The 19,635-nt window shown below is 46.2% G+C and carries 19 protein-coding genes and 1 pseudogene; 15 read left to right on the plus strand and 5 right to left on the minus strand.

Features of this window, described 5'->3' with window-relative positions:
• Position 1: 1 nt before the first annotated feature.
• Positions 2–1,228 carry an LL-diaminopimelate aminotransferase gene (locus LEP1GSC061_RS04750; RefSeq protein ID WP_016544250.1) on the plus strand — a complete coding sequence of 409 codons (1,227 nt, stop codon included), beginning with the start codon at positions 2–4 and terminating at the stop codon, positions 1,226–1,228.
• A 226-nt stretch (positions 1,229–1,454) separates the two neighbouring features.
• Here the strand turns inward: LEP1GSC061_RS04750 and LEP1GSC061_RS22035 are convergent.
• Positions 1,455–2,607 (minus strand): annotated as a pseudogene (locus LEP1GSC061_RS22035) (integrase core domain-containing protein).
• A 410-nt stretch (positions 2,608–3,017) separates the two neighbouring features.
• Here LEP1GSC061_RS22035 and LEP1GSC061_RS04760 point away from each other — a divergent pair.
• The 8 genes from LEP1GSC061_RS04760 (at position 3,018) to LEP1GSC061_RS04795 (ending at position 9,802) form a co-directional block, all read left to right on the plus strand.
• Positions 3,018–4,001, plus strand: a complete 984-nt coding sequence (locus LEP1GSC061_RS04760; protein WP_415751824.1) for an adhesin OmpL37 family surface protein — start codon at positions 3,018–3,020, stop codon at positions 3,999–4,001.
• Between the two features lie 8 nt (positions 4,002–4,009).
• Complete coding sequence (locus tag LEP1GSC061_RS04765) at positions 4,010–4,666, plus strand: PROCN domain protein (protein WP_016544964.1); 657 nt, start codon at positions 4,010–4,012, stop codon at positions 4,664–4,666.
• 99 nt (positions 4,667–4,765) lie between these two features.
• Entirely contained in the window at positions 4,766–5,332 is a 567-nt protein-coding gene (locus LEP1GSC061_RS04770; RefSeq protein ID WP_016544790.1) for a Uma2 family endonuclease, read from the plus strand.
• Positions 5,333–5,517: 185 nt separating this feature from the next.
• Positions 5,518–6,642: a PAS domain-containing protein gene (locus tag LEP1GSC061_RS04775; protein ID WP_040508173.1), complete on the plus strand. Its 1,125-nt coding sequence runs from the start codon at positions 5,518–5,520 to the stop codon at positions 6,640–6,642.
• Between the two features lie 214 nt (positions 6,643–6,856).
• Positions 6,857–8,287 carry a transcription termination factor Rho gene (gene rho / locus LEP1GSC061_RS04780; RefSeq protein WP_016544221.1) on the plus strand — a complete coding sequence of 477 codons (1,431 nt, stop codon included), beginning with the start codon at positions 6,857–6,859 and terminating at the stop codon, positions 8,285–8,287.
• Positions 8,288–8,309: 22 nt separating this feature from the next.
• Positions 8,310–8,510, plus strand: coding sequence for a 50S ribosomal protein L31 (gene rpmE / locus LEP1GSC061_RS04785; protein ID WP_008592280.1), 201 nt, complete (start codon positions 8,310–8,312; stop codon positions 8,508–8,510).
• A 319-nt stretch (positions 8,511–8,829) separates the two neighbouring features.
• A complete protein-coding gene (locus LEP1GSC061_RS04790; protein WP_016544622.1) occupies positions 8,830–9,624 on the plus strand; it encodes a pentapeptide repeat-containing protein in 795 nt (264 codons plus the stop codon).
• A complete protein-coding gene (locus tag LEP1GSC061_RS04795) occupies positions 9,611–9,802 on the plus strand; it encodes a hypothetical protein (RefSeq protein WP_016544760.1) in 192 nt (63 codons plus the stop codon). Before LEP1GSC061_RS04790 ends, LEP1GSC061_RS04795 begins: the two co-directional genes overlap by 14 nt.
• A gap of 100 nt (positions 9,803–9,902) precedes the next feature.
• Here LEP1GSC061_RS04795 and LEP1GSC061_RS21400 read toward each other — a convergent pair whose 3' ends face one another.
• Positions 9,903–10,076 carry a DUF5615 family PIN-like protein gene (locus tag LEP1GSC061_RS21400; RefSeq protein ID WP_415751825.1) on the minus strand — a complete coding sequence of 58 codons (174 nt, stop codon included), beginning with the start codon at positions 10,074–10,076 and terminating at the stop codon, positions 9,903–9,905.
• Positions 10,077–10,451: 375 nt separating this feature from the next.
• Here LEP1GSC061_RS21400 and LEP1GSC061_RS04805 point away from each other — a divergent pair, with 375 nt between their 5' ends.
• Both LEP1GSC061_RS04805 and LEP1GSC061_RS04810 read left to right on the plus strand, forming a co-directional pair.
• Positions 10,452–12,317 (plus strand): esterase/lipase family protein, encoded by a 1,866-nt coding sequence (locus tag LEP1GSC061_RS04805; protein ID WP_016544282.1) that lies wholly within the window; start codon positions 10,452–10,454, stop codon positions 12,315–12,317.
• Between the two features lie 377 nt (positions 12,318–12,694).
• A complete protein-coding gene (locus tag LEP1GSC061_RS04810) occupies positions 12,695–12,943 on the plus strand; it encodes a hypothetical protein (RefSeq protein WP_016544998.1) in 249 nt (82 codons plus the stop codon).
• An 85-nt stretch (positions 12,944–13,028) separates the two neighbouring features.
• Here the strand turns inward: LEP1GSC061_RS04810 and LEP1GSC061_RS04815 are convergent, their stop codons facing one another.
• Both LEP1GSC061_RS04815 and LEP1GSC061_RS04820 read right to left on the minus strand, forming a co-directional pair.
• Positions 13,029–13,709: a TetR family transcriptional regulator gene (locus LEP1GSC061_RS04815; protein WP_016544992.1), complete on the minus strand. Its 681-nt coding sequence runs from the start codon at positions 13,707–13,709 to the stop codon at positions 13,029–13,031.
• Positions 13,687–14,682, minus strand: a complete 996-nt coding sequence (locus LEP1GSC061_RS04820; RefSeq protein WP_016545058.1) for an SDR family NAD(P)-dependent oxidoreductase — start codon at positions 14,680–14,682, stop codon at positions 13,687–13,689. Before LEP1GSC061_RS04820 ends, LEP1GSC061_RS04815 begins: the two co-directional genes overlap by 23 nt.
• Before the next feature lie 222 nt (positions 14,683–14,904).
• Between LEP1GSC061_RS04820 and LEP1GSC061_RS04825 the strand changes: the two genes are divergently transcribed.
• The 3 genes from LEP1GSC061_RS04825 to LEP1GSC061_RS04835 all read left to right on the plus strand — a co-directional run bounded on the left by LEP1GSC061_RS04825 (position 14,905) and on the right by LEP1GSC061_RS04835 (position 16,621).
• Positions 14,905–15,096: a helix-hairpin-helix domain-containing protein gene (locus tag LEP1GSC061_RS04825; protein WP_016544534.1), complete on the plus strand. Its 192-nt coding sequence runs from the start codon at positions 14,905–14,907 to the stop codon at positions 15,094–15,096.
• Between the two features lie 207 nt (positions 15,097–15,303).
• Positions 15,304–15,708 carry a DoxX family protein gene (locus LEP1GSC061_RS04830; protein ID WP_040508176.1) on the plus strand — a complete coding sequence of 135 codons (405 nt, stop codon included), beginning with the start codon at positions 15,304–15,306 and terminating at the stop codon, positions 15,706–15,708.
• A 208-nt stretch (positions 15,709–15,916) separates the two neighbouring features.
• Positions 15,917–16,621: a hypothetical protein gene (locus tag LEP1GSC061_RS04835; RefSeq protein WP_156844497.1), complete on the plus strand. Its 705-nt coding sequence runs from the start codon at positions 15,917–15,919 to the stop codon at positions 16,619–16,621.
• 18 nt (positions 16,622–16,639) lie between these two features.
• Here LEP1GSC061_RS04835 and ispG read toward each other — a convergent pair whose 3' ends face one another.
• The gene (gene ispG / locus LEP1GSC061_RS04840) at positions 16,640–18,640 is read right to left on the minus strand and encodes a (E)-4-hydroxy-3-methylbut-2-enyl-diphosphate synthase (protein WP_016544642.1); all 2,001 of its coding nucleotides are present in this window, start codon (positions 18,638–18,640) and stop codon (positions 16,640–16,642) included.
• A 152-nt stretch (positions 18,641–18,792) separates the two neighbouring features.
• Between ispG and LEP1GSC061_RS04845 the strand changes: the two genes are divergently transcribed.
• Positions 18,793–19,128: a hypothetical protein gene (locus LEP1GSC061_RS04845; RefSeq protein ID WP_040508067.1), complete on the plus strand. Its 336-nt coding sequence runs from the start codon at positions 18,793–18,795 to the stop codon at positions 19,126–19,128.
• Positions 19,129–19,635 lie beyond the last annotated feature (507 nt).

The raw sequence follows: 19,635 nt of genomic DNA on the forward strand, positions 1-19,635 counted from the left end.
CATGGCGAATATCAACGAGAACTATTTAAAACTGAAAGCAGGATACCTGTTTCCAGAAATAGGAAGAAGGGTCAAACTCTATTCCGAAAAGAATCCTTCCGCAAAAATCATCCGATTGGGGATCGGAGACGTTACTCTTCCTTTAGCTCCTTCCGTAGTGGACGCGCTCGTGTCCGCTTCCAAAGAGATGGGAACTCCGGAAGGATTTCACGGATACGGTCCGGAACAAGGGTATTCCTTTCTGCTTAAAGCGATTGCGGATAACGATTACGCTCCTCTCGGAGTGAAATTGGACGAGTCGGAAATTTTCGTATCCGATGGATCCAAATGCGATTGCGGAAACATTCAGGAGATATTCTCTACGGACGCGAAGATAGCGATCGGCGATCCGGTATATCCCGTTTATGTGGATACGAATGTGATGGCAGGAAGGACGGGTGAAGCCGGACCGGACGGAAGATACTCCAATCTCATTTATATGCCCGCTACAAAGGAGAACGGATTCCAACCCGATTTTCCGAAAGAAAGACCGGATCTGATTTATCTTTGTTTCCCGAATAACCCTACCGGGACGGTCGCTTCCAAAGAGGCCTTGAAAGGTTGGGTAGATTACGCGAAGAAGAGCGGAAGTATTATTCTATACGATTCCGCTTACGAAGCTTTCATTTCCGAGCCTGGAATTCCCAGATCTATTTACGAGATAGAAGGAGCGAGAGAAGTCGCCATCGAATTCCGTTCCTTCTCCAAGACTGCGGGATTCACAGGACTTCGCTGCGCTTATATCGTCATTCCAAAAGAATTGAAGGGAAAAACGAAAAACGGAGAGGAAGTTTCCATCGCTTCTCTCTGGAGCAGAAGACATACTACTAAGTTCAACGGTGTCTCGTACGTAACCCAAAAAGCGGCCGAGGCCATCTATTCTCCCCAAGGGAAGAAAGAAATTCGGGCGAGCATAGACTCTTATATGAGCAATGCCAAAGCAATCCGAGAAGGATTGCAGAAGTTAGGCTATGAGGTCTTCGGAGGAGTCAACGCTCCTTATATCTGGCTCAAGACTCCGGACAATCTCAGTTCTTGGGATTTCTTCGATCGTCTTCTGGACAAGGCCCAGGTGGTAGGAACTCCAGGCTCCGGATTCGGACCTGCGGGCGAAGGATATTTCCGGCTCTCCGCTTTCGGAAAGAAAGAGGATGTGGTCGAGGCGATTCGAAGAATCGGAGCTCTCTAAGGTCCCTCGATACGATTCTCGCTTTGCTTGAATCCTCGGGAACCAAGCCATTGCCGGGAAGTAAGATGCACTTGGAATGAGAATTCCGATCGTAATGAGAATCTTAGGCGACGAAACAATATTTTTCTGATAAAGCAAATCTCGGCTTTCTCCCGCAAGCCCGCCTCCTCCACCCGTGATTTGTACGTCCGGGAACATAGGTAACAGTTTAGACCGGAGACATGGGTTACACTTTTAATATCCTAGAGACCTTCTGTCTTTTTTCATCAAATATTCCTATTTTAACAAAGCTAAAATAAATTGTCCAAATACCATCCTCCACTGGCTCGAAGCCTATATACTCGCCCCCTAAACTTTTAGTAACAAAGAACCTTTTATTCTTCCAATAAAAATTCCCATCATCCACCTTCCGGACCTCGAAGTGACCAGGGTAAGAAATCTCCGGTATACGATTCGGAAATGATCTTGTAGATGCCTTATAAAAATGAGATGGTGTCTTTTGCCCTAAGGGCTTCGTGAGGGACGTTCGTTATTGTATTCTTTCCTAAACCTATCAAAAGATTTTTGCTGCTGCTTCATATTCGAACGGATTGGATAAACAGCTTCTGCCTTTAGGGTCCTGTGCATTCTCTCATGCCTTCCGTTCTCCTGTGGCTTGCCCGGCTGGATACGTTCGGGTAAGATTCCTAATTTGATCCACCAAGTAGAAAGTAGCGAAATTCCTAATCTGCTGCAAAAGGGATCCCGTTGTCTGTTCGTATTGCATTAGGAAGTCCATATTCCCTAAAACATCTCTCGAATTCCTTTTTAGTTTCATATGTTCTTGTTCCGGATAAACCCTTGCAACAGAGTAAGAAGCGGCTATATCCGTCTGAAATCGTTAACGGGTAACAACGAATCCCATCCTTTAACTTAAAATCTCCTTTGAAATCTGCACACCATACTGCGTTTGCATGATCATACCCCTTGAAAGGTTCAGAGTATCTTGCCATTCCCTGCCGTTTCTTTTTAGATTTTACTAAACCTCTTTTTTGCAGAATGATTCCTATCGTGCTTGCAGCAGGCCAGTCCAACTCCGGATGAGAATTTTCCAGAAACGCAAGAAGCTTTCGAGGCCCCCAGGTTGGATGATCTTTACGAATTCCTATGATCATCCTTTCTTCGGCAAAGCCCACTTGATTCGGATTTGAATGTGGAGCTCGATTTTTATCTAATAATCCTTCAGGACCTTCTTTACGGTAACGGTCCAGCCATTTGTAACCGGTCTTCCTACTTATACCAAATGTCTCACAAAGAGAACTCATCGATACATTACCATCGCAGACTGCTGCAATGAATTTTACTTTCTCGTCCATAGGTGACACCTCTTTCCACGGCAAAGGATTAGCCCTCCTTTGCATACGTTTAGTGTTACCTATGTTCCCGGTCTATTTTGTTACCCATGTCTCCGGTTTGTACCATTGGGCGGGGGCCTTTTCGTAAAAAGGGCTCGGAATTACTGTTTCATTTTCGCACAGAACGGTCGACGGTGGCGTTCGATATTACCTTAGAATTTATGAGTAGTTAACTCTAAGGTCCCTCGATACGATTCTCGCTATGCTTGAATCACTCGGGAACCGTCCCGATTGTGGGAGGCTTCGCGAGTGATAAATTTTCTCCGATCACCCATTTCAGCGCTTCGGAGAGCGAAAAAATAGACTACGAATTTCCGCCGTCTGCCGATAGTCTACTAGTAGGGAAAGCTATGGGTTCGAAACGTACTCTATTTATCGCTGTAACGGCGTTTTTCATGATCGGGATTTCCAACCGGCATTACGCCGTCTCTCCGGACCAGACCAATCTCGCCATTCTAATCGATGAGAATAAGATCAATCTCAAGTTCATCAATATTTGCGTGAGTAATCTAGCTCCACCGTTGGAAGAAGGAGCAGCTGCTCCTAAGACCCAGACGGGAACTCCCACCGCGGCAGAAAATGCTCAGAGCGGACAGAAACCAGCCGGGAATGCCCCGGCCGGTCAGGAAGAATTGTATAGGAAACTGAACGGAATCGACAATTACCGCGCTTTCAAGAAGGCAAACCAAGCTGACTTCAACGGAAATATGTGGTATTTCCAAAGCAATTACAGCCTTTCTTATAAGAATCTGAAATCCGCCCAGGCGGAAATGAAGGATATTTTCCAAGTAGTTCACGAGAATTATATCAAGACGGCTCGGATTCTTCTGGAAGCCGCTTCTCCTATGATCATTCGTTCCAACGATAAGATCGCTCAGCATCTCTTGAAATTGGGTTTTCGGGATCTAAAATCCTCAGAAGACAGTTTTACTTCCGCGTATAATTCTTCTCCTTACCAATTCAGAGTGAAGCTTGTTCTTTTCGGAGAAGGGATCAAGGTCGCGAGAAGGGCCAGAAGATTCGCTATTCTCGCCATGATCGCGGCAAAAACGCCTAATGACGATAAGGCGGAATTCCAATTCGTGAACCTGGACGAGGTCCGGAATGCCGCCGAAAAGGAAAATATTTCCGATTACGATCGCATTCGAAACACTCTGATCGATTATATCGATAACGAACTTCTTTCCCAAAAAATCTCTCCTCCTGGAGAAGGGAAAGACAATCCCGTGGATCTTTTAGAGACTCACGACGACAATTACGGATTCATCACCAATGCCCGAGTCTCCTTTTTGGAGAAGAGTAACGAAGAAATTCGTTCCGACGATATCAATAAAAAAGAAGCGCTTCCCCCCGTGCCTCAATCCGGTGCAGGAAACTAAAAAAGGCCATGGATCTGCCCACTCCAGAAGAAATTCTTTCCCTCCGGAATAGAGGATTCTGGAAATGGGTCCTGCTATTTGCCGGAATTCTTTTCGCTTTCATCGCTTGGGAAGGAATTGAATCTTCTCAAGGAAGCCAAACTTTTCGGGAAAGAAAAAAATCCGTGGACTCTAAGGTGAGAATTCTCCGTGAAATCGGAGAATCCTTCTCTTCTCCCGATCTGAAAAGAGATCTGGAGAAAATAGAGAATTATTCCGCGGAGCTCGCCTCCGCTTCCAAGGTGGGAACCGCTAAGGAAAAAGCGGACGCACTTGCCGTTCTGGAAAGAACTCTTCCTGAATCCTTGAAACGCTGGTCCGAATACGCCGAATCTTCCGCAGATAAACTTCTCCAGCATGTAGCTAAAGAAAGTCGTTTCCAAAAAATGGAAACGGAAGAAAGGCATCCTATTTCCGCCAAAGAAGAGGAGAAGGCCAACGATTATTTCCGGATGGCCAGAGAAGAATGGCTGGCGGGAAATAAATTCCGTAGAGACGGAAATCATCTCTACGCTTTGGTCCTATATAAAAGATCCTTAAAGTATTCTCTCTTTAGTCTGAAGGTGGCCAAGCTTTCTTATCCGGAAGAATACGGTCCCGCAGCCGAAAAACTCGTAAGACGTTAGTCTACTCTTTTAAATGCGGAACCGCTTTTCCGCGCCTACTTCGTTTGGAACAAAGTTTCCTCTCTTGCACGATTGACTTTTTTCTTATATAGTTCTATCATGCTTTCTTGCATCCAATTTTTAAAACCGCGATTCCAAGATATACGCATAGATACCCTGACTTACCTTTCTTTACCGGATGATGGTTTTCAATACGAATTGGTGGAAGGGGTCATGCGTATCGCTCCCAGCGGTTCTTTTCGCCATGGAGAACTCCAGTTGCGTTTCGGTCATCTTCTCTCCGAATACCTAAGATCCAATCCGATCGGCAGGGTATCTTTGGAGACGGATATGATCTGGGAAGAGCGCAATACGATTCTTCGACCCGATATCAGTTTCGTATCTAAGGATAGACTCTCCATCATCCGAGAGCATATCTCCGGACCGCCCGAGTTGGTGATTGAAATTCTAAGCCCCTCAAATCGTTCCTGGGACCTAGGTAAAAAGGCGGAGTTGTATTTGTCTTTTGGTGTTCTAGAATATTGGATCGTAGATCCATCCGGAAGATCCTTGCAAGTTTGGAGGAGCCAAAACGGCGAGGAATGGAAGAAGGATAGGGGAGCAATATTGAAAAGTGAGATACTCCCCGGGTTTCGTATCCAGACTCGGGAATTCTTCTGTCCCTAAACTTTTTCTCTTCTATGACTTGGATCTGAAGTTGGATCTTGGTTTCCTAAGGAAATTTTTCGGAAACCCGGACTAATACATTCGTGCGGCTCCAAAAACTCCCAGATTCGAAAAAAAAAGTTAAGGCGTTTTCCCTGTCGACCTGCGAAAGAAGTCATTTCGGGGCGATTTCTCGTCCTCTCTCTATGAGAATCGAAGCCATATACAAATTCTTCCTCTACACTCCTGCCAGTCATCTTCCCGTTTGGGAAGAAGCGAGCGGTCTCTTAGGACTTCTTCCCAAAGAAAGAGTGCTTATGGAGTTGGCGGATTTGAGCGTTGCGGAGAGGGAATTCTCCCGAATCCCCGAAGAGTTTCTAGTCAAAGAAATTCCGGATAGCCTACTCGCATTCTTCCAAAGACAAAGAACCATCCCGGTCATAGCTCCTACGGGAGAAAAAGCGGAAGAATGGGACAAGCCTCGGTTTATGGCGGAACTCAGCCGCGCGTCCTGGGTGGCTAAGGAAACCGAGAAAAAGGAAACTTCTCCCGAAAAATCCGAGGAAGACAAGGCCAGACAGAGCCAGTGGTTCATGGAGGTTTTGTTACAAAATTTTCCGGACGGCCTTCTTGCCACGGATTTGGACGGACACACGGTTTTTTACAACGAGAGTTTCGAGAAGGAGATCCTACCACGCAAATGGTTTCGGGATAGCATTCTCCAGGCAGAGAAACTCCTAAAGGAGATGGCCAAGGATTTACTAGGTAATTATCTTAAGACCCATGAACTCAGATTGGAAGAGGGTAAACTTTCCGTTCAGACTTTTATCGAGGACTTGGAATCTTTGGTAAGGGTCTCCATCCTAAAACAGAAGGGAAAGCCTCTCGGCTATCTGTATCATTTTTCACCCGCTTCTTCCAAGCTGAATAGCCAAGATGGAGAAGGGACGGACTTTCCGTCCGTTACCGAAGCCTTCCACCAAAAGCTACCCTTAGAGACCATGCTTAAGGAAGTGGAAGGAAGTTATATTTATCATACACTCAAGAGAAACCAAGAAAACGTATCCCATGCCGCCTTGGATCTGGGAGTGCCTAGAACCACCTTGCAGAATCGGATTAAGTTTTTGGATCTCGCTTCCAAATTCAAATTGAATAAGGACCAACCGATTCCGCGCAAAAAGGTATCCGCGCCTTCCGGTAAAAAGTCTCCTTCCTTGGCTTCCAAACCGACTCCTAACTCCGAATCTAAGCCCAAGTCGGCGGCTCCTAAGAAAAAGCAGGGCGGTTCTAAAAAGAAACAACCGTCTAAAAAAAGGACAAAGCAGAAATAAATTCATTGACAGAGTTTAGAATTTGGAAATAGTCCACCTTAAGAGCCGACCTTTGCTCCCTCTTTCGGAAAACTATGTTCCTCACATAGAAAGAAGGTTTCCTCGGTCGATCGAAAAAAAGAACCGGCATCCGGATCCTCAAAACCCGCTCTTAATCGAATAACAAGAATACTGGAAGTTCATATAGGTCTTCCAAATCCAATAACGGTATTCCATGGCCAACCCAAGACGAGACTCTAAGCCCAGAAACAACTACCAAAACAACAATAATAACGACGCACAAAACGATAACAACGAAGAAGAACCGAATTTTCCGGAAGACGATCCGGAAACAGCGGAGATTCGTTCCCGCAAACGACGTCGAGGCTCCTACGAAGGACCCACACCCGCACCGATCGATCTAGTCGCTCTCAAGAAGACTTCCATTTCTGAACTCATAGAAGTCGCGAAAAATCTAGGAGTGGAGAACACCGGGGGCTTAAAAAAGCAAAACCTGATCTTCGCTATTCTCCAGGCTCAGGCGGAAAGAGAAGGGCAGGTGCATGCCGCCGGCGTCATGGAAAGACTGCCGGACGGATACGGCTTTCTTCGTTCTCCGGATTATAACTACGTTCCCGGTCCGGACGATATCTATGTTTCTCCTTCTCAAATCAAGCTCTTCGGACTTCGCACTGGAGATACTGTAGAGGGACAAATCCGACCTCCTAAAGAGTCCGAAAGATTCTTCGCGATGCTAAGGGTGGAAACCGTAAACGGATACACCCCCGACGTAGCCAGCAAACGGGCATTATTCGATAACCTGACTCCTCTGTATCCGAACGAAAGATTGGTGATGGAGCACGATCCTTCCCAGCTGGATACTAGAATCGTGGATTTGATGTGTCCGATCGGAAAAGGACAGCGCGCTCTTATCGTAGCTCCTCCTAGAACCGGTAAGACCATTCTCATGCAGAATGTGGCCAATGCCATTACCCGAAACCATCCGGAAGTCACTCTGATCGTTCTACTCATAGACGAGCGTCCGGAAGAAGTGACCGATATGGCTCGTAACGTTCGAGGAGAAGTGGTGAGTTCCACATTCGACGAACCAGCAACTCGTCACGTTCAGGTGGCCGAGATGGTCATTGAAAAGGCCAAGAGGCTCGTGGAACACGGAAGAGATGTCGTCATTCTACTCGACTCCATCACCCGTTTGGCCCGGGCCTATAACCAGGTCATTCCTACGTCCGGAAAGATTCTCTCCGGAGGGGTGGATTCAAACGCACTTCACAAGCCTAAGAGATTCTTCGGAGCGGCCAGAAATATCGAAGAGGGCGGGTCCCTTACGATTATTGCGACCGCACTCGTGGATACCGGGTCTAAGATGGACGAGGTGATCTTCGAAGAGTTCAAAGGAACCGGTAATATGGAAATCCATCTGGATCGGAAGCTATCCGACAAACGGATTTTCCCTGCGATCGATATCAATAAGTCCGGAACTCGAAAAGAGGAACTTCTATTGCCTAAGGAAACCTTGCAGAAGGTCTTTGTTCTCCGAAAAGTGCTTTCTCCCATGAGCATCACGGAAAGCATGGAATTATTGCTGGATAAGATGAGGCAGTCTAAGACAAACGAGGCCTTTTTAGGCAGCATGAACGCCCAATAAGGACCAAAGGAAGGGAGAATATATGAAAACAGACATCCATCCTAAATACGCCGACGCCAAAATTCGCTGCGCTTGCGGGGCGGTATACGAGACCCGTACCACGGTCGGAGATATCCACGTGGAGATTTGCTCCAACTGCCACCCATACTTCACCGGAAAATCCAAAATTCTGGATACCACCGGTCGAGTGGACAAGTTCAAGAAAAAATACAAAATCTCCTAATAGAGAGATCAGTGGCGTCCCCTTCGCAAAGCCTTTTGGCTTGGCGAAGGTCGGGCTCCTCTGGGCTTCGCTTTCGCTTCGGTCGCTTCGCGACTGCTTCGCACCCGCCAGATCCCTGACGCGTTTTAATCATTCCCGCGATTATGCTTGCGGTTAGCTCCATTTGCTTGCATCAACAGGAACAGAGTCGTTGCGCGGGGGCTCCAAGATCGCCAAAAAATTGTTTTCAAGATCCTACGCAAACGTCTAATCTGAGAAAGGGAATCATTCTAATTATGTTATTCTATTCCGAAAGTCTTGTCCGAAAGGAGTTCCTTCCATGACAGTAATGGATTTTAACCGATACAAAGAAATCAACGATCAGAGATTGAACTATAGGGAAATGGAAGACGCGACCGTAGTTTCGAATTATAGAAACGTGGGTTGCGGAGACGGATACAGGATATATCTTAAGATAGACGAGAATCGAACCGTAACCGATGCGAGCTATACCACAACTGGTTGCGGCTTCGGAATCGTAGCGCTTGCCATGGCCACAGAAATCGCCAAAGGAAAGACGATCGACGAACTCAAAAACGTGACCACGGACGATGTGGAAAAACGTTTCGAGTTTCCGGAACGCAGAAAGAATTATCCCGAATCCGCGGTGGCCGCTCTACAGCAGGCGATCCATGATTACGAAACAGGAGCAGGAGTTCCGAAAGAAAGAAGGATTACCGCTTCCAAGGCAAAGGAAATTCTTTCCGAAAAGGGAAATCTGAAAGGCGAGGATCTTTCCTCGATTATATTAGAAAAAGAAGATTTGCACGGAGTCGATTTTTCCGGTGCGAATCTGAATAACGCATTTCTTACCAATTGTAATTTTGCCGGAGCCAATTTCGAAGGCGCTCGCTTGAGAGGGGCTTTCTTGAACGGGGCCGATCTGACGGGAGCGAATCTGAAAGGATCGGATCTGCGTTGGGCCAAACTCGCCGGAGCAAAAATAGACGGAGCCGATTTTACGGACGCGGTCTACGATATAGGAACTAGGGTGGACCAAAGACAAATTCATATCTTCTCCTCCATGAAAAAAGAAGGGAAGGATATATACATGGAGAAGCATGAAGCCGGGTGATAAAGCCAAACTGACCAAAAGAAGTTTTCTATTAAAAGGTGTGATCGTTCTCACCGGCGCCCAAGTGGAGATCCAGGAAATCAACGGAGATAAGATCTCCGTTCTCTATAATGATAGGGAAGGCTACCAGCATATCATCGAGGATCTCACTCTAAACGATCTGGTTCCTTTGGATTGATCCCTCGATACGGTGCTTCGCACGCTCGGGAGGTCCGATCTTTGTCATGAAAGGGCGCCGTCCTGAGTGATTTCCCCAGAGGGGAAATTGTATCGAGGGGCTACTTTTTCGGGAAATATTTAATCCCGTCTAAACCGATAAAATCTTCGTCTCGAGTCCACAATGTTGCATTATGCTTACGAGCTGTTGCTAAAATAATACTATCGGTCATCGGTATTCTATGGTCGTTAGCATTTTTACCAATCCGGTGTTCGTTCCTAGGGAATGCGTAAATTTAACGGCCCACTCGTTAAAACCCCGGAATTAGAATTCCATAATTTAGAAAGCGCTTGTAAAATGGACCTAAATCGCTTCGTAGAGATCCTTCGGAAAGATATCCGATTATAGAGGCCTGCGGTTTGAAAGGGCCGCTCATTCTTACTCCTCTTGCGGAGGGTAATCTCACTCCCGAGCCTGTGCTGCCGTATCCAGGGCGGGATCGGATCTATAGGACTTGCCTACGAGACTCGGAACAAATCGAAGACAAAGTGGATTATAGAAGGGATCAAGTCCGTGCTTCGGTAATGGTCGGCGCCTTCGTTTCAATCTTGACTTTTCCTTAAATCGAACCGACATTAAAAATTCGCGTAGAAAGAAGTCGGGAATCCGAATGTTAGCTCTCTCTAAAAAAATAATTCTTTTACTGGCCGCTTCTTTACTGATCCAATGCGCCACTTATTCCGCCGCAAGTTATGCTCGTTACGAGCAAATTCGGGCAAAGACTAGCAATGCGGTAACCTCTCGCCATTTAAGTCTACTCACCGTTCGTTTTTTGAAAAGTAACGATCTATACGAAAAATATCTGGAATCTCCCGAAATGGTCATCTACGACCTAGACAACCGGTTTATAGCCCTAAGGACCCGGGAGCTTGCCTATTATTTGTCGGAGCTTTGCTATCATACCGGTTCGGAACTGGACGGGGAGGATCCGATGTTTGCGAGACTCTTCGCTTCTTCATTGGTATATTCCTATTCGTATCTATTCGACAAAAAGGCGCTTCCAGCTCCCGATCCCTTTTCCATGGAATTTCGTTTCGCCTTGGAGACTTATAACCGGTCCCTCGCTCAATTGGTGAGACATGCCAAGAAGAATCGTAAACTTGCGAATCTAACCGATTTAAGTCTCCCATTGATCCGAGGCACATTGACCATGGTGCGTGCCGATGTGGAGACTTCTTGGACTCCTAAGAATTTTTTGCAGGTCGAAGTCGCCTACGATTATAAAACCGAAGGTTTCGATAACCAGATCAATAAATACGGAATCGGGACACCGTTAATTCTAATCCGTAAGGAATCCGAAAAAGAACCTCCGGAGAGAAAAAAATACGAATTCGTAGCCGGTGTGGGGCAGGCCTATCCTGGAACCGCATTTCTTAGTTTAGAAGATTCTTATTTAGAAAATCGAAATCTGAATCTGAATGCGACCATCCATCTTTACGACCCTGTGCATAGGGACAGAATCCAATTCGCAGGTATGGATCTTCCTATGGAAAGCGATACTACTACGCCTCTCGCATATATGCTTTCCAACGCGGAAGAGAGGGACGGATTTTTCGCGAAATTCGACGGAGAGGCCGGGCTGGAAAGAAAGGGGCTCTATCTTATCTATCCTTACAAAAAGAATAAGATCCCTGTGGTATTCGTTCACGGCTTAGCCTCTTCTCCTTTTATTTGGTTTCCTATGATCAACGAGCTTTTGGCCGACCCTAAGATCAAGGATAAGTATCAATTTTGGGTCTACTGGTATCCTACCGGAACGCCCATGCCCTTGTCCGCAGCCGATCTGAGGGATACATTAAAGGATTTGAGAAACGTGTACGATCCGAAAAAGGAGGATAAGGCCTTCGAGCGGATGGTAATCGTGGGCCATAGCATGGGGGGGCTACTCGCTAAGCTAATGGTGACACGCACTTCCAGAGAGGATTGGCTTCGTTCGGTCAATATACCTCTTTCAAAATACGAATCTTTAAGTCCGGATCTGAGAGAGGAATTCGATCGGATCATACAATTCCAACCCTTGCCGTTCGTGAAAAGGGTCGTGTTTATCGCTACGCCTCATAAAGGCTCCAATCTTGCCGAAGGCATCTTGGGATCCATAGCGAGGATTTTATTCGTTTTACCTAAAGGACTCGCTACGAATGTCGCTAAAGCTTACAAGGCCTTAATACCGGACGGAAAAGACGATTTGAATCTACGGGAATCTTACGGTCTGGATGGCCTTTCGCCGAATAGTTATTTCATGAAAGTAACTGGTCATCTGAAACCCGAAGTAAAATTTCATTCCATCATCGGAAATTCGAAATTTAGAGATTTAGAATGGATCAACGACTCAGTTGTTCCTTACGATAGCTCCCATCTCGACGGGGCCGAATCCGAACTTTTAGTGGAATCCGATCATTCCGTCCAGGAACATATGCCTACGATTTTGGAGATCAAACGGATCCTATTGGAACATATCTCTCAATCGGGAAATTAAGACAAATTTTTCCGATTTTTTTCTCATTCCGTTCGGAATAATTTTCTATCTCCTTCTATATATCCCAATTTGAATATAAATCCGTTCCGATGCGGCCGATATTTTTAGGATCGCGGTCGGTCGTAGCGAAATCCAATTTTGTTTTTAGATTAAATAGGGACAGAGTCTCCCATTTATCCAATTTGGGATATTTGTATTACAAATACATTGTTTATCGAAAATTAATTTAGTTTATAGGATTTTTATTTGCATAGAATGAGGTGCCGATCTTTTGTTTCAAAAAAAATAAAGTGAGAATCTCTATGATTAGATTTTTAGTTTCTATGTTTTTGGTGCTGAGTGTGAGTTTTGCGAGTATCTCGTGCGCGGATAGCGAGTTGAACCCTTTTAATACCAAAGACGATCAGGATAAAGCTTTCGATAATTTTCTGAAGCTTTGGGTTTTGACGACCGCTGCCGCAAATGCCGCAGCAAGTTCTCCTCCCCCATGGTGGACTCCTACTTCCTTCGATTCCAAGCAGGCTAAGGAGGAGTGGAGTCGGTTGGATCCGACTCAAAGAGAGGAGATCTGCGTTCTTGCTTTAGGAAACGGCACGGTTCCTCCGGAAGGTTTCTGCGATAAGTAAAAAGGTATAAGAGGGCGGAGTCCGGTCTTCTTCCTATAGGAAGGGAGTTGCGGATTCCGTCTCGAAATCCGTGTCCAAAAGTTTTTTAACCGGGGAGCATTCCTTTCCAGAGCCAGTCGAAAGATTCGCTTAAGGAATGTTCCAAATCTCCCTCCAGCATCCAAAGGTTTTTGGAGGCAAAGGCCTCCTTGATTTCTTTGGGAGGATTATGATGTTGCCAAAGCATGAGTCCTAAGAAATAAAAACGTAATATGAATTGTCTTGTGACGGCGATCGTCAGCCTCGGCTCTCTTTGTACCCAGGCTCGGGCTAAAGCGTCCATTCCTTCGGAGCTTTTTAGTTTGAACTCGTAGAGAAAATCCGTATCCACATTACTTTCTAGAATCCCTGGAATGATGGATCCTAGAAACATGAATACGTCGTTTTGGGTGAATTGCTTCAGAATCTTCTTCTTTAGCGTGTCTAAGCTATAATTCTTTTCTTGGAGTGCTTCGGCAATTTCTTGGAAAAAAATTTCCGTCTCCCTGAGGTGGAGACTAAGGAAGATTTCTTCCCTAGTCTTGAAGTAGAAATAAATCACGCCTTTCGTGACCCCCGCTTCTTCTGCCACGTCTTGGGCGGTGGGGAGCGGGTGTTTGGATTTTTCCAAGAGAGTCCGCAAAGCGGTCACGATGGATCGCTTTCTGACCTCTTTTTCCTCGGGATTGCGGGCTCTTTTCTTGTCCACTTCCTGGAAACTATACTCAAACGGAGAGTATCCAGTCAACCGTCTCTCGCAGCGAATTTCGTACAGGCATGGGTTTCCATTTGAATTCCTTAGCGAGTCGGTCCGAATTATATGCCTGCTTTCTCTGCAGATAGTCTTGGACGATCTTTGCGTTCACGGTTCTCTCCGCGCCTGTGATCTTATGCTTTAGATAATCCAGGGCAGGCATGACTCGAACGATAAAAGAAGGTAATTCTTTCCCGGTTGTAAATGTCTTAGGTCGGATTTCCTTGATCGCCTGGCAGACTTCGGAAACGGAAAGACTTTCCGCAGTGGCAATGTATCGCCCTTTGGCGGAAGAATTCTCGTATACGTTTAGATGGGCCAGGGCTACGTCTCTTACGTCCACATAGGAGAAAGTCATCTTGGGAGCGAAAGGCACCTGTCCTTGCAAAACGTCTCGGATCAATTTCAGGGAGGAGGTGGGCTGCGAGAATTGAGGTCCTAAGATCGTTCCCGGTAAAACGGTGACTAGGTTCAGTCCTAATTTTTCGGCGAGTTCCCAGGCCAGTTTTTCGGAAAGAGTCTTGGAGATCGCATAAGGCTCCTTTGCTGTGTCGTTCCAGCTGGACTCGTTTAAAGGGGCCTCGTCTTCTCCTACGGTTCCAACGGCGGCTATACTGGAGGTATAGACGATCTTTTTAATTCCGGCTGCATGAGCTTCTTCTAATATGTTTTTGGTTCCTTCGATATTCGGCTTGATTACATCCTTTTGCGGATTCTTCGCATTCAGATCGAATACCGCCGCTACTTGGAAAAGACCGTCCTGGCCGGCCAATGCCTTGCGCAAGGATTCACGATCGTTTAAGTCCGCACTTACCAGTTTTACTCCTAGTTTATGAAGCTCGGCGGTTTTCTTGGAATCGTTCGCATTCCTTACTCCGGCCGTTACGTTATACCCTCTTTCTTGGAGAAGTTTTACTAAGGAGAAGCCCAGATGGCCGCTTGCTCCCGTTACCAATACGTTTTTCATACAGGTCCTCGTTTCTTTAACAATATTCTATTGGACAGTAAATAATATACTAATAGTCAATTAAATTTCAAACCAATTGTTCTTTTATCTTGGAATCATGCCATAATGGCGCATTTGGGTGAAAAATACTGAATTTGGTTGAAATTTTCGGAATCAGACTTCCTCTTTGGCTCCGACCCGCTTGGATAGAGCAGTTCATCTGAAAACATAGGGAGGCAAAAAATGAAACCGACGGAATTTCCCAAAGGAATCCCTGCGCCGGCCTTGAGGGGATTGGCTTCGATCGGAATTCAGCGACTAGATCAACTGATCGGAAAAAAGGAAGAAGAACTACTGGAGCTACACGGAGTCGGGCCGAAGGCGATTCGCTTGATTCGCGAGGCATTACGGACGGAAGGAAAGGATTTATCCTGATACGAGCGATCATTTGAGCCGAAGGTGGAAATTTTCATATTCTATTCTTCTATGATAATTTCATCTATCCAGTGTGAGGTGGGCAACGGAAGGGCGAATTACCGTAACATCCTTCCAGAATGGGATAAGGTTTGCGATTTTGCTTGTCATTCTCCTTATTTTTCCGGAAAATAGTCGGCCGATCGAAATTGCGATCGGAGGATGATTATGACATCTGAATCGATTCCCAAGTGGCAGTTATGGACCGGGAGAATACTCAGCGGCATTTCCATAGCGTTGCTATTATTTGATGGGATTATAAAATTTTTCCTGGATAGTATGGGCCCCGAAGCGAAGGCGGCCGGAGCAATTCTCGCTTATCCTGATAGTGTGTTACCATGGATCGGCACCACTCTGATCGTATGTACTCTCTTGTATGCGTTTCCAAAAACGTCGGTCTTCGGAGCTGTGCTTTTGACCGGATATATGGGCGGGGCAATCGCTTCCCATGTTAGAGTTTTAAATCCTTGGTTCAGTCATATTCTCTTTCCCGTTTATGTGTCTCTTTTCTTTTGGGGGGGCTTATACTTGCGGAGCCCGGAACTTAGAGCTCTTTTTCCTTGGCGCAAATAATCGAACCTATCTTGCGATCGAAGCATTCCTTCGGTCGCAAGCCACGATGAGATATATCAACAAATAGAAATTTAAAATTTTAGAATTCGTTCTTTAGATCGGACCGTGGTCTAACGCATATCGGACTCGGGGATCGTTTCGATAAATTCCTTGAGTTTTCCCACCGGAGTCGAACTCTTTACGTAAATTCCGATAGGCGCCCACTCAAATGAGCCATTTCCTTACCAGGCCAATTTCGTTTCTACTGCCATTATACATGTTCCTACAAGCCTGTGGCGGCACGGATAGCAACCTGGCTAAAAATCTGTTACTACTCATGCAAATGGAAAAATCGAATCCCTCCAGAGGATCTTCCGGGACCACCGATCCAGGAGGAGAAGCGGATCCTACTCCCTCTGCTGTGATTTATATATACCAAGGAGGCTCCACTACCGGAGCTTTTGCCGATTCGTTGCTCGGCGGTAGATGGGGAGCCGATATGAATTGCTTTGAAAATCGACCTTCCTCTCTTCTTGGTATGTGCAATTATTATAAAGCGCTCGTGAGCATAGATACGAACGACGAGATCCGAGACATGCCTATCGTTCATGATGTTCCTACTGATCGTGCCATAACGAGTAAGTCCGGAACCAAGATTGCGGAAAATTGGGCGGACTTACTGGATGGGTCTCTTCCGGTTTCCTTGCAGAGCGCCGGTATTGCCAGCGGGACCGTATGGTGGAGTTTTAGCCAATGGGACGGGCAGATTTATTCGGGAACCGATTCTTTGACATGCAATTTCGGAACCTCGGGCTCTAGTTCCTATAGCGGAAAGCTGGGTCGGTCCGATTCGACGAGTACGGATTGGATCGGAACTTCCAGCGGAAGCGGGCTTTGCAATATAAGTGTACCCGTTATGTGTATTTGCTACTGAAATTCGGGAACGGTTCCGTTAACCGATACTTCCTACTGATTCCCGTTCCGCCCACATTCCGGAGTCCTTGATGAGCTGGACCAGCTTTTCATCCGCTTCCTCGTAAGGCACATTTTTCACCACGATTTCCTTTCCCTTGTAGAGATGAACCTTTCCGGGGCCCGCGCCGACATAACCGAAGTCCGCATCCGCCATCTCGCCGGGGCCGTTTACGATACAACCCATGACTGCGATCTTGACTCCTTTCAAATGTCCGGTCTTTTCTTTGATCCTTGCTGTGGTGGTCTGTAAGTCGAAGAGGGTCCTTCCGCAGGAAGGGCAGGAGATATATTCTGTTTTTGTAAGACGAAGTCGGGTTGCCTGGAGAATATCGAAACCTAATTGCAATACCTGCTCCGGATCGCTATCTAGGATTCTAATTCTTACCAGATCTCCTATGCCGTCCACAAGCATCCCGCCGATCCCGATCGAAGACTCGTACAGTGCTTGCTGGGAATCCGAATACTCCGCAAATAGAACGATCGGATAATCGAAATCGCTCAGGATTCTCGCTAACTTTCTGTAGTCGTGGAGAATATGAGGAGTCTGAACGGAGAATGCGACGGATTCTATTCCGGCCTCTTTGAATAGTTCCGGAAGACCTTTCAGGCTTTCCAGTTGGTAGGATTGCACGCTGAGTTCCGTGAGCCCTCTTCCTTCTCTCTTGGAAAGAAAAGCGATCAGATCGTCTCCGTTTTGGAAATGGTGAAAAGGATCTATCGTCACTTTAGGAAAAGGCAGGAGATCTTCCAACACGGGTTCCATGAGTAATTCGTTTTGTTCTACGATCACTCCCATGGCGACGGGAGAAGATTTGGACGCGTTCAGACATTCTTCTCGGAGAATCTGGTCCGAAGGAAGAGCTACGGATACCATCTCCAAATCCAAAGAACGGAGCTTGGCGTAATTTCGAAGCGAATTCAACGCTTGGGAGAATTGGCTTTCGGATTCGAAAGGAAGATAGGACTCTACTCGAACCGGCTGTGTATCGCCTAATGCAAGATTCGCTACTTGCTGGGCGCGACTATAGAATCTTTGATAAGAATAAGGATTTCTAAATTCGGAATATCCCTGCACCGCCGATTCGGGGAATCGGATTCGATTGTATTTGTCCGCGAGAAGCTTCGCTACCGGAATCTCATGGATCGGATCTTCCGTGAGGGAGACCCGGATCGTATCTCCGAGACCGTCTTCCAGCAAGGATCCGATTCCGATTGCGGATTTGATCCTCCCGTCTTTGCCGTCTCCCGCTTCGGTGACTCCTAAGTGCAAAGGGTAATCCATCTGCAATTCCAGAAAACGACTGCATAGAAGGCGATAGGCTTGCACCATCACCTGGGGATTCGAAGCCTTCATGCTTACTATGATGTCTTTGTAAGAAAGGCTTTCGGCGATACGAATAAATTCAATCGCGGATTCCACCATTCCTTGGGGAGTATCGCCGTAACGATTCATGATGCGATCGGATAGGGAACCGTGATTGGTTCCGATTCTCATCGATACTCCGAGTTCCTTGCAGCGGAGCACCAGGGGAGAGAAGACTTCCGCGATTCTCTCCATCTCTTCCTTGTATTCGGAATCCGTATAATCTCGGACAGCGAACTTCTTTTTATCTGCGAAGTTTCCCGGATTGATCCGCACCTTTTCTACCCACTCGACCGCTTTCATCGCTACGCTCGGAGTGAAATGGATATCGGCTACTAAGGGCACTTTGCTTCCCAATCTCTTTAATTCTTTTCTAATATTGGGCAGGTTATCCGCGTCGGGTTGGGAAGGAACCGTGAGTCTAACGATCTCGCAGCCGGTCTCTTCCAATTCCAGAATTTGTCGCACAGAATTTTCCGTATCCCTCGTGTCCGCCGTGATCATGGATTGGATACGGATCGGGTTGTCCCCGCCGATACCCACGTCTCCGACCTTTACTTCTCTGGTCTTACGTCGTTGGTAGGAAAAGGGGGAATGGTTATAACGGAAGTTCATGGCTTTCTACTCCTATTTAGAGCCGGGCGGAACCCTTGTCATGTACGATTTTTCGGAAAAAATCCGAACCTTCTGGCCTTTTTCCTCCAGGATTTCGATAGATTCCGAGAAGGGAAGTTTCTGGAAACCGTTTAGGATATGGGAGATCAGCAATGAAGGATAGATGCGGCCTATGGATTTTCATCTGCATTTTATTGCATACGGTTCCTATTCTATTGCAGGTCACAGATTCCGGAGCAGGAGTGGCAGACTCGAGTTCTCTAGTCCAAACCACCTTTTTCACCTTTATCTTTTACGGAGTAATTTTGGATCTGTCCGATATTTCCGTTTTCACTTACTTGGGTGTCAGGATGATAAAAGGGCAAGGGCGAATCCAAGGATTCGGGTTGCTTCACTGGTTTCTCTTCGCCTTGTTAGTATTCTGCAATCTTCTTTGGTATCAAAGGGGTTGGCCTGTCAGCTGGATCGTCGAATTCTTACGTAGGTAAAGCTAAGAATCTAACATGAATACAAGGACGACTCGCTGCATTTACTGAGCGGAATTCCATTCCGATTGCTTTGGTATCCAAGCAAATACCCGCGAGCTAACGCTGAAACGCTTTACAGATCCGGAATTTTTGAAGAAAATAATTCGGAATCGAAAAGGATATCACCTAACTACCGTTTGATCCGATCGCTATTTTTATCAAAAAACCGACCTTGGTAGAAAGTCGATACGGAAATAGTTTTGGTAAGAAATGATTCTTTACGGCATACATAATGTTTTCGGGAAATTTCCTTTTTGAAAATTAAGGATTTCTGGTACAAAAAATGCGAAAAGAATCGGAAATCGATTGTAGTGCGGGTAGATTTCGAGATTTATCCGACGAGCTTAGTGTAACGTAATTTCGCTCCCGGATATGTAGTGTCCATTCCGAAACCCGCAGGATAGTCTCGCGATTCGTGGACATTTTTTCCCGGTATTTCGGGATAGATTGAAAGTAGGTTTCCTATTT

The organism is Leptospira wolffii serovar Khorat str. Khorat-H2 (assembly GCF_000306115.2).
In the GTDB taxonomy this organism is placed as follows: Bacteria; Spirochaetota; Leptospiria; order Leptospirales; family Leptospiraceae; genus Leptospira_B; species Leptospira_B wolffii.

Bases quoted from the DNA above. Each gene is read 5' to 3' on its own strand.
- LEP1GSC061_RS04750 (WP_016544250.1), top strand. From the start codon at position 2: ATGGCGAATATCAACGAGAACTATTTAAAACTGAAAGCAGGATACCTG.
- LEP1GSC061_RS04760 (WP_415751824.1), top strand. From the start codon at position 3,018: ATGATCGGGATTTCCAACCGGCATTACGCCGTCTCTCCGGACCAGACC.
- LEP1GSC061_RS04765 (WP_016544964.1), top strand. From the start codon at position 4,010: ATGGATCTGCCCACTCCAGAAGAAATTCTTTCCCTCCGGAATAGAGGA.
- LEP1GSC061_RS04770 (WP_016544790.1), top strand. From the start codon at position 4,766: ATGCTTTCTTGCATCCAATTTTTAAAACCGCGATTCCAAGATATACGC.
- LEP1GSC061_RS04775 (WP_040508173.1), top strand. From the start codon at position 5,518: ATGAGAATCGAAGCCATATACAAATTCTTCCTCTACACTCCTGCCAGT.
- rho (WP_016544221.1), top strand. From the start codon at position 6,857: ATGGCCAACCCAAGACGAGACTCTAAGCCCAGAAACAACTACCAAAAC.
- rpmE (WP_008592280.1), top strand. From the start codon at position 8,310: ATGAAAACAGACATCCATCCTAAATACGCCGACGCCAAAATTCGCTGC.
- LEP1GSC061_RS04790 (WP_016544622.1), top strand. From the start codon at position 8,830: ATGACAGTAATGGATTTTAACCGATACAAAGAAATCAACGATCAGAGA.
- LEP1GSC061_RS04795 (WP_016544760.1), top strand. From the start codon at position 9,611: ATGAAGCCGGGTGATAAAGCCAAACTGACCAAAAGAAGTTTTCTATTA.
- LEP1GSC061_RS04805 (WP_016544282.1), top strand. From the start codon at position 10,452: ATGTTAGCTCTCTCTAAAAAAATAATTCTTTTACTGGCCGCTTCTTTA.
- LEP1GSC061_RS04820 (WP_016545058.1), bottom strand. From the start codon at position 14,682: ATGAAAAACGTATTGGTAACGGGAGCAAGCGGCCATCTGGGCTTCTCC.
- LEP1GSC061_RS04825 (WP_016544534.1), top strand. From the start codon at position 14,905: ATGAAACCGACGGAATTTCCCAAAGGAATCCCTGCGCCGGCCTTGAGG.
- LEP1GSC061_RS04830 (WP_040508176.1), top strand. From the start codon at position 15,304: ATGACATCTGAATCGATTCCCAAGTGGCAGTTATGGACCGGGAGAATA.
- LEP1GSC061_RS04835 (WP_156844497.1), top strand. From the start codon at position 15,917: ATGAGCCATTTCCTTACCAGGCCAATTTCGTTTCTACTGCCATTATAC.
- ispG (WP_016544642.1), bottom strand. From the start codon at position 18,640: ATGAACTTCCGTTATAACCATTCCCCCTTTTCCTACCAACGACGTAAG.
- LEP1GSC061_RS04845 (WP_040508067.1), top strand. From the start codon at position 18,793: ATGAAGGATAGATGCGGCCTATGGATTTTCATCTGCATTTTATTGCAT.